The 7,258-nt window shown below is 72.8% G+C and carries 9 protein-coding genes; 4 read left to right on the forward strand and 5 right to left on the reverse strand.

The annotated features are described in order from the left end of the window. Together AB0J39_RS36760 and AB0J39_RS36765 are read right to left on the reverse strand one after the other, a co-directional pair. Positions 1-508: peroxidase family protein (locus AB0J39_RS36760; protein ID WP_363473352.1), on the reverse strand; the 508-nt coding region annotated here is incomplete at its 3' end. A 195-nt stretch (positions 509-703) separates the two neighbouring features. Then, the gene (locus AB0J39_RS36765; protein WP_363473336.1) at positions 704-1,141 is read right to left on the reverse strand and encodes a Fur family transcriptional regulator; all 438 of its coding nucleotides are present in this window, start codon (positions 1,139-1,141) and stop codon (positions 704-706) included. Positions 1,142-1,392: 251 nt separating this feature from the next. Here AB0J39_RS36765 and AB0J39_RS36770 point away from each other — a divergent pair, with 251 nt between their 5' ends. From AB0J39_RS36770 to AB0J39_RS36780, 3 genes are all read left to right on the forward strand, one after another. Then, complete coding sequence (locus AB0J39_RS36770) at positions 1,393-1,695, forward strand: hypothetical protein (RefSeq protein WP_363473338.1); 303 nt, start codon at positions 1,393-1,395, stop codon at positions 1,693-1,695. A gap of 92 nt (positions 1,696-1,787) precedes the next feature. Beyond that, on the forward strand, positions 1,788-2,156 hold the full coding sequence (locus tag AB0J39_RS36775) for an MmcQ/YjbR family DNA-binding protein (protein WP_363473340.1): 369 nt from the start codon (positions 1,788-1,790) through the stop codon (positions 2,154-2,156). A 14-nt stretch (positions 2,157-2,170) separates the two neighbouring features. After that, complete coding sequence (locus AB0J39_RS36780) at positions 2,171-3,154, forward strand: DUF2804 domain-containing protein (protein WP_363473342.1); 984 nt, start codon at positions 2,171-2,173, stop codon at positions 3,152-3,154. An 18-nt stretch (positions 3,155-3,172) separates the two neighbouring features. On the opposite strand, the gene AB0J39_RS36785 is transcribed toward AB0J39_RS36780, so the two are convergent. The 3 genes from AB0J39_RS36785 to AB0J39_RS36795 form a co-directional block, all read right to left on the reverse strand. Then, positions 3,173-4,516 (reverse strand): glycoside hydrolase family 6 protein, encoded by a 1,344-nt coding sequence (locus tag AB0J39_RS36785; RefSeq protein WP_363473344.1) that lies wholly within the window; start codon positions 4,514-4,516, stop codon positions 3,173-3,175. Between the two features lie 192 nt (positions 4,517-4,708). Next, complete coding sequence (locus AB0J39_RS36790; RefSeq protein ID WP_363473346.1) at positions 4,709-5,971, reverse strand: MFS transporter; 1,263 nt, start codon at positions 5,969-5,971, stop codon at positions 4,709-4,711. A gap of 71 nt (positions 5,972-6,042) precedes the next feature. Then, a complete protein-coding gene (locus AB0J39_RS36795; protein WP_363473348.1) occupies positions 6,043-6,708 on the reverse strand; it encodes a GntR family transcriptional regulator in 666 nt (221 codons plus the stop codon). Between the two features lie 113 nt (positions 6,709-6,821). Between AB0J39_RS36795 and AB0J39_RS36800 the strand changes: the two genes are divergently transcribed. Further along, on the forward strand, positions 6,822-7,258 hold a 437-nt coding region (locus tag AB0J39_RS36800), incomplete at its 3' end, for a siderophore-interacting protein (RefSeq protein WP_363473350.1).

The raw sequence follows: 7,258 nt of genomic DNA on the forward strand, positions 1-7,258 counted from the left end.
CGGCGAGCGGGTTCTCCAGCTCACGGTCGCCGCTGTAGCGCTCGTCGCCGAGCCAGGTGGTCTCGGGGCCCCAGTAGACGTCGTCGTCGGGCTCCCAGGCGTCCACGCGGCCGCCGGCGAAGCCGAAGGTCTTGAAGCCCATCGACTCCAGGGCGACGTTGCCCGTGAGGATCAGGAGGTCGGCCCAGGAGATCCTTCTGCCGTACTTCTTCTTGACCGGCCACAGCAGGCGGCGGGCCTTGTCGAGGTTGCCGTTGTCGGGCCAGCTGTTGAGCGGAGCGAACCGCTGCTGGCCCGTGCCGGCGCCGCCGCGGCCGTCGCTGATCCGGTAGGTGCCCGCGCTGTGCCACGCCATCCGGATCATGAGCGGGCCATAGTGGCCGAAGTCGGCCGGCCACCAGTCCTGCGAGGTGGTCAGCACCTCGGCGATGTCCCGCTTCACGGCCGCGAGATCGAGGGTCTCGAACTCCCTGCGGTAGTCGAACTTCTCGCCGAGGGGGTTGGCCACGGCGGGGTTCTTGGCGAGGATCTTGAGGTTGAGCCGCTCCGGCCACCACTGGTGGTTGGCGTTGCCCTGGGTCGGGTGCGGGGCGCGCGTGTGCGCGACCGGGCAGCCGCTCTCACCCTCCGTCTTCGGGTCGACAACGATTGCGTCGTGGTTCTCGGTCAAGGGAATCCTTCTGAAACTAGTCGATCATGGGGCTCAGGAAGCGCGGGCGGTGGAACAGCCGGGGCACAGGCCCCAGTAGATGACGTCGGCCTCGTCGATCGTGAAGCCGTGGTCGTCGGAGGCGGTCAGGCACGGCGCCTCGCCGGCCGCGCAGTCGACGTCGGCGACGACACCGCACGACCGGCACACGACGTGGTGGTGGTTGTCGCCGACGCGGCCCTCGAACCGGGCCGGGCTGCCGGCCGGTTCGATGCGGCGGACGAGTCCCGCTGCGGTCAGGGCATGGAGGGCCTCGTACACGGCTTGCAGGGAGACGTGGCCCACGCGATCGCGGACCCCGGAGGCGATCGCCTCGACGTCGAGGTGGTCACCACTGCGGACGGTCTCGAGCAGTGCGACGCGGGCGGCCGTCACCCGCAGGCCGGCCCCGCGCAAGTCCTCGGCGGTGGTCGGAGTCCTGGGCGCGATCATGCCGCCAAACCTACAGCCTCAAACACGATTAGTTCAAGAGAACGAATCACCCAAATTACTTGTCCTCTAAGGAAACGCCCGGAAAACGGCGCGGACCGACGGCCTGGACGCACCGGGACGACGGCCGGGTGGCCCAAACGGGAGTAGAGCCTCCCATGGGCTTGCGCAAAAGCGGCCGAGGCGGTGCCTCCGGCGTACCCACGGGGGTACCAAGGCAGCAGTCCGCGGTTTCCGGAGAGGGGAATCCCCCCATGACCACAACGACCGAACACCATCCGCACACGCAACACGAGCACCGGCACGGCGCCGGGTGCGGCCATGTCGCGGTGCCGCACCGCGACCATGTGGACTACGTCCACGACGGCCACCTGCACCGGGTGCACGAGAACCACGTCGACGAGTGCGAGGAGAGCGCGCACGCCGTCCACGACGTGCACGACCACGAGCACGGGCCCGGGTGCGGGCACGTGGCCGTGCCGCACGGCGACCACGTCGACTACATCCACGACGGCCACCGCCACGTCCGCCACGACGGTCACTGGGACGACCACTGACCCTGCCCCTGCCCCGCCCCGGGCGGGTGGCCGGGGTGGAGCGCGGCCCGTACCCTGGTCGGTCATGACGATCGGGCGAAGGGGCGAGCCGCGTGGGCGATGAGGAGGCGGCGGCCAGAATCCGGGAGATCTGCCTGGCCTTGCCGGAGGCCGTGGAGAAGCCGTTCGGGGGCCACACCGCGCCCACGTACCGGGTCGGCGACAAGATGTTCGCGATGACGAGCGAGGACGGGCGGTCGCTGACGTTCAAGGCCGGGCCGGGGGTGCAGGACGCCCTCGTGGCCTCGGAGCCGGAGCGCTTCTTCGTCCCGCCGTACGTCGGCCGCAACGGCTGGGTGGGCGCGCGCCTGGACGCCGATCAGGACTGGGACGAGATCGCCGGGCTGATCGAGGACAGCTACCGGCTGATCGCGCCGAAACGGCTGGTCCGGCTCCTCGACGAGCGGTCGGCGACTTCGTGACGGCGGGCGAACGCGTGACCACCCACGAACGGGAGATCACCGCGCCCGTCGACCTGTGCCTGCCCGGCGGGCGGCTCGACCCCGGCGCCGTCGGCTGGACCCGCCGGCCGCTCCACCGGGCGAACCTGCGCGGCTGGGGACGGCGCAAGCGCTGGGAGTACTGGGGCGTCGTGACGCCCCGCCACATCGTCGGCCTGGTGGCGTCGTCGCTCGACTACGCCGGCGTGTACGGCCTCTACGTGCTGGACCGGGACACCGGCGAGGAGATCACCGAGGATGTGACGGTCCCGCTGGCCCGCGGCGCCGTGTTCTCCGAGCGCAGCGGGGCCGGGACGGCCGCGGTCCGCGGCGGCGGCCTGGAGATCCGCATCGACCAGGACCCGGGCGGCGCCACGATCCGGGCCACGGCCCTCGGAGTCGAGGTGGACCTGCGGGCGGCGTCGCCCGAGGGGCACGAGTCGCTGGGCGTGGTGGTGCCCTGGGGGCCGAACCGGTTCCAGTACACGGTGAAGGACGTGGGCCGGCCCGTACGCGGACGCCTCCGGCTGCCGTCGGGCGAGTACGCCGTCGGCGAGACGGACTCCTTCGCCGTGCTGGACCACGGCCGGGGCAAGTGGCCGTACGCGGTCACCTGGAACTGGGCGGCCGGCAGCGGGCCCGGCAGGGCCATCCAGCTCGGCGGCAGATGGACCGACGGCACCGGCTCCACGGAGAACGCGCTGTTCCTCGACGGCCGCCTGCACAAGATCGGGGACGAGCTGACCTGGTCCTACGACCGGACGGACTGGAAGCGTCCGTGGCGGATCACCGGCCCGCGCGTCGAGGTGGAGTTCCATCCGTTCCACGTGCGGGAGGCCCGCACCGAGCTCGGCGTCGTGGGCAGTGAGACCCACCAGTGCTTCGGCCACTTCGGCGGACGGGCGCGGGCCGACGACGGCGCCTGGGTGGACCTGGACGGCCTGACCGGCTGGGCGGAGGAAGCGCGCAACCGCTGGTAGCGGGGGCGAGCAGGCGCCTCACAGCGGCGGGTAGGCGTTGGCCAGGAGCTGGTGGAACTGCGCGCCGAACCACTGTCCCGCCGGCGGGGCGCCCGGGAGCGCGCCGCTGGGCACGTACGCGCCGGTCACGGGGGCGTACACGGGGTCGCACATGAGATCGTGCCGGGTGCCGTCGGGAGCGGTGACGTTCACGCTGGAGCCGTCCGAGACACCCGGCTGCTTGATCCAGGCGTACGCGTCGACGCCGTAGGCGGGGATGGCCCGGGGCCGCTCGCCGAGCCCGGCGCCGGCCTGGTTGCACCAGTTGCCGACGCTCTTGCGGCGGTCCACCCGGGATTCGTCGACGAACCGGTTCACGTCGGTGGAGGTGCTCCGGCGGACCGGGCGGTCCGGGCCGCCCCAGCCGCTGCGCGAGGTGTCGATCACCATGCCGACGCCGGACGGGAACCCCGCCGCGATGAGCCGCTGCCGGAACGCCTGGGCGAAGGAGAGCTCGTCCACGTAGTCGTTCCACTCGACCCACCGCGACATCTTCACCGGCTGCCCGTTGATCTTCATCTGGGCGTTGTAGTGCGGCTCGATCAGGGCGTTGTAGCCCCCGACGTTCACCGTGAAGCCGTGCACCGCCGAGAGCCCGCCGCCGGTCGCGCCCGCGATGCTCGCGAGCAGGCCGGCGGCCCGGCCGATGTTGTCGGGGTAGCCGACGACGCCGTGGTGGGAGGCGTCGAGGTAGACGTACACGTTGGGGATGGCGTGCAGCCGGGTCACCGCGTACCCCACCGCCTCCGGGTAGGCGCCGCTCGCCTGGACGGCGGCGCAGCGGCCGGTGGGGGCGGGCAGGAGCAACCCCGGCAGGAAATCGGGCTCGACGATCGCGACGATGCGCAGTCGCTGGTAGGCCGGGTCGGCCAGGATCTCGGCGATCGGGTCGACGTACTCGGTCCGGTAGCGGTTCAGGCCGTCGGCCGCCACGCTGAAGTCCCCGTTGGAGACCAGGTGGGTGCAGTTGCGGTCCGGCAGGTCGTTCAGCACGACCTGGATCGTGAGCGGGCCCGAGACACCGGCGTCCTGCAGGACCGCCTCGTTCAGATGCGCGCGCAGCCCGGGCGAGGAGGGCGTCCCCTCGACGCGGGCGACGCGGTCGAGCCAGACGGCGGTCGGTTGGTTGGCCACCGCCGCGCCGCCGGGCTCCGCCGCGGCCGACGCGTACCACCAGGGGTCGACGTAGCCCTGGGCGGCCACGTAGGGGTTGTCGACGCGGGTGTCGGCGGCGGCCGGGGTGCTCGTGAGGACCGCCATGACCGGCAGGAGGGCCAGCGCCGCGGCCATCGCCCCGAGACGCGTTCCGAGACGCACCGCCATGCCGTGCCTCCTCGACCGATGGCGTGGGATCTTCCTGCTCAGCACGATCACTCACGCGACCGGCGCGGACAACACCCGGGCGGCGCGCCGGCCGTCCGCGAAACCCCGCCGCCCGCTCTGATCTCGATGGACGCCGGGTCCCCGCGATGCCCGCCGTCTGAAAGCTTCAGCCGGCGCACGCCCCTGGCGGGGTCAGCGCGCCGGGGCCGCGGGTTCGGTGACCCGCGCGCCGGTCATGACCAGACCGAGGCAGACCAGGGCCACGGCGGCCACCGCCGCCAGCATGACGGGGTAGGAGAGCCACGCCGACAACGTGGCGAGCACGGTGGGGAGCAGGAAACCCGCGTACGCGAGCGTGTAGTAGACGCCGGTCAGGCCGGCGAGATCGTCGGCGCCGGCCATGCGCTGTATCTCCAGCAGCCCGGAGACCACCGCGATGCCGTAGCCGGCCCCCAGGGCGGCCGAGGCGACGGCCGCGAGCCACGGCGACAGCAGCACCGCGTTCACCGCGCACAGCGCCGCGCCGACGAGCGTCACCGCCATCGCCGCCACCGGGGCCCGTCCCGTCCGGGTTCCCCTCTCGCGGTGCAGTCTCCTGGCCACGGGCTGCACGGCCACACCCGTGCCCAGGGTCAGCACGGTCAGCCCGGTCGCGTACGCGAGCCCCCAGTCGCCCACGCGGAAGCCGACGAGCTGAGGCATGACGGCGTACGCCAGCCCTGCCGTGCCGAACACCCACGGCGCCATCGGCAGGACCACGAGCCGGAACCGCCTGCGGGCCGGCGCGGGGACACGCAGGTCGTTCACCAGCGCGGTGAGGAGCTCGCGGACCGAGCCCGTCACGTGCGGGAGCGGTGGCCGTGTCTCCGGCACCCGCAGGAGCAGCACGGGGATCACCACGGCGAGCAGCAGATGGACGACGTACGGCGTCACCATTGGCCACGGCCCCCACTGGGCGAGCACGCCCGCGACCCCCGCGCCCAGCCCGAAGCCCGCCGTCTGGCACAGCGCGGCGCGGCGCGCGGCGAGCCCGCCGTCCGCCCCGGCCGACAGCTCCTTCACCCAGCTGCTGCCCACCGCCATGGCGATTCCGACCGCGAAACCGGTGATCAGCCGCCCCGCGTAGATGGGCCACGCGCTCTGCCCGCCGAAGCAGAGCACCAGGCTCGCGACGGCCGAGGCGACGGCGCCGGCCACCAGCACGGGGCGCCGCCCGCGCCGGTCCGACACGGGCCCGGCGAGCAGGAGCCCCGGCACGAGCCCGACGACGTACGCGCCGAGGAAGGCGTCGACGCTGAGCGTGGAGTAGCCGCCCAGGCGGCGATACATCAGCAGCAGCGGAGTGAACTGGTTGCCGCCCCAGCCGCAGGCGAACATCGCCGCGGCGACGGCCCGCCAGGAGTTCGGTGCGGGGGTGGCGGCAGGCGACGGGGCGGCCTGCGGGGTTTCGGGCATGGGAGGGTCAGACCTTCAGGGTGTCAGTGCGTGTCTCAGCCGTCGTCTCGGTCGTCGTCTCGGTCGTCGTCTCAGTCGTCGTCGCGGCCGGCGGCGTGCGGCGAGCCGTGCGTCGCGGTGAGGTGACGGAGCAGGGCCGAGGCGAACGCGGCCCCGTCGCCGGCGAGGAGATGGTTCAGGAGGGCCTCGTGCTCGTCGGCCAGGAGGGACAGCCGCTCCGGCCGCGGGAGCAGCGCGGAGATGCTCATCCGGCGCTGCCGGTCGCCCAGCGTGGCGTAGAACCGGCTGGCCAGCCGGTTGCCCGACGCTTCGACGACGCACCGGTGGAACGCCTCGTCCGCCTCGGCGAACCGGCCGACGTCCGCGGCCTCGGCGAGGGCCCGCTGACGCCGCAGCAGCTCGCGCATCCTCTCGTGGTGATCACCGCGCAGTCCGGTCCGCGCGATGCGCTCCGCCGCGGACCGCTCGAGCGCCAGCCGCAGCTCCAGCACGTCCGCCGCCTCTCCCGGCGGCACCGGCGCCACCACCGCGCCGCGCTTGGGGTGCAGCGTCAGCAGCTCCTCCGACTCCAGCCGGAGGAACGCCTCCCGGACGGGCGTGCGGCTCACGCGTACCCGTTCGGCGATCTCGCCCTCGCTGATCAGGCTTCCGCCGGGAAGCTCGCCGGACAGGATCAGCTCCTTGGTCACCGCGTACGCGGTGTGGGCGGCGGAGGGGCGCTTCGCGGGATCGGCCATGCGGAGAGCCTAGCAGCCATGGATACAAGCTTGTATCTATGGTGCGGACGAGATGTCACGATCTCAGCGTGATGTAGTTAGGCTTGCCTAAGAAGTCTGACGAAGGGAACCCCATGGCGACGACCGAGCCGGCGCGGCGCGCACCCCGCGTGACCACGGGCGTGGTGACGCGCACCGAGCGGCTGACTCCGCACATGATCCGGGTGGTGCTCGGTGGTGAGGGACTCGCCGGCTTCGACGCGGGTGAGTTCACCGACCACTACGTGAAGCTGCTGTTCCCGCTGCCGGGGGTGGACTACCCCGAGCCGTTCGACATGGCGGTGATCCGCGCCGAGCTGCCCCGGGACCAGTGGCCGAAGACGCGGACCTACACCGTGCGGGCCTGGGACCCAGGGGCGCGGGAGCTCACCATCGACTTCGTCTACCACGGCGACGAGGGACTGGCCGGGCCCTGGGCGCAGCGGGCCCGGCCGGGCGACGTGCTCCGCTTCCTCGGCCCCGGCGGGGCGTACGCGCCGAGCGCGGAGGCCGGCTGGCACCTGCTGGCCGG

It is taken from the genome of Microbispora sp. NPDC049633, from assembly GCF_040675265.1.
GTDB lineage: Bacteria > Actinomycetota > Actinomycetes > Streptosporangiales > Streptosporangiaceae > Microbispora > Microbispora maris.

What these genes read in the sequence shown, in the direction of transcription:
- AB0J39_RS36765 (WP_363473336.1), bottom strand. Translation starts at nt 1,141, where the DNA reads ATGATCGCGCCCAGGACTCCGACCACCGCCGAGGACTTGCGCGGGGCC.
- AB0J39_RS36770 (WP_363473338.1), top strand. Translation starts at nt 1,393, where the DNA reads ATGACCACAACGACCGAACACCATCCGCACACGCAACACGAGCACCGG.
- AB0J39_RS36785 (WP_363473344.1), bottom strand. Translation starts at nt 4,516, where the DNA reads ATGGCGGTGCGTCTCGGAACGCGTCTCGGGGCGATGGCCGCGGCGCTG.
- AB0J39_RS36790 (WP_363473346.1), bottom strand. Translation starts at nt 5,971, where the DNA reads ATGCCCGAAACCCCGCAGGCCGCCCCGTCGCCTGCCGCCACCCCCGCA.
- AB0J39_RS36795 (WP_363473348.1), bottom strand. Translation starts at nt 6,708, where the DNA reads ATGGCCGATCCCGCGAAGCGCCCCTCCGCCGCCCACACCGCGTACGCG.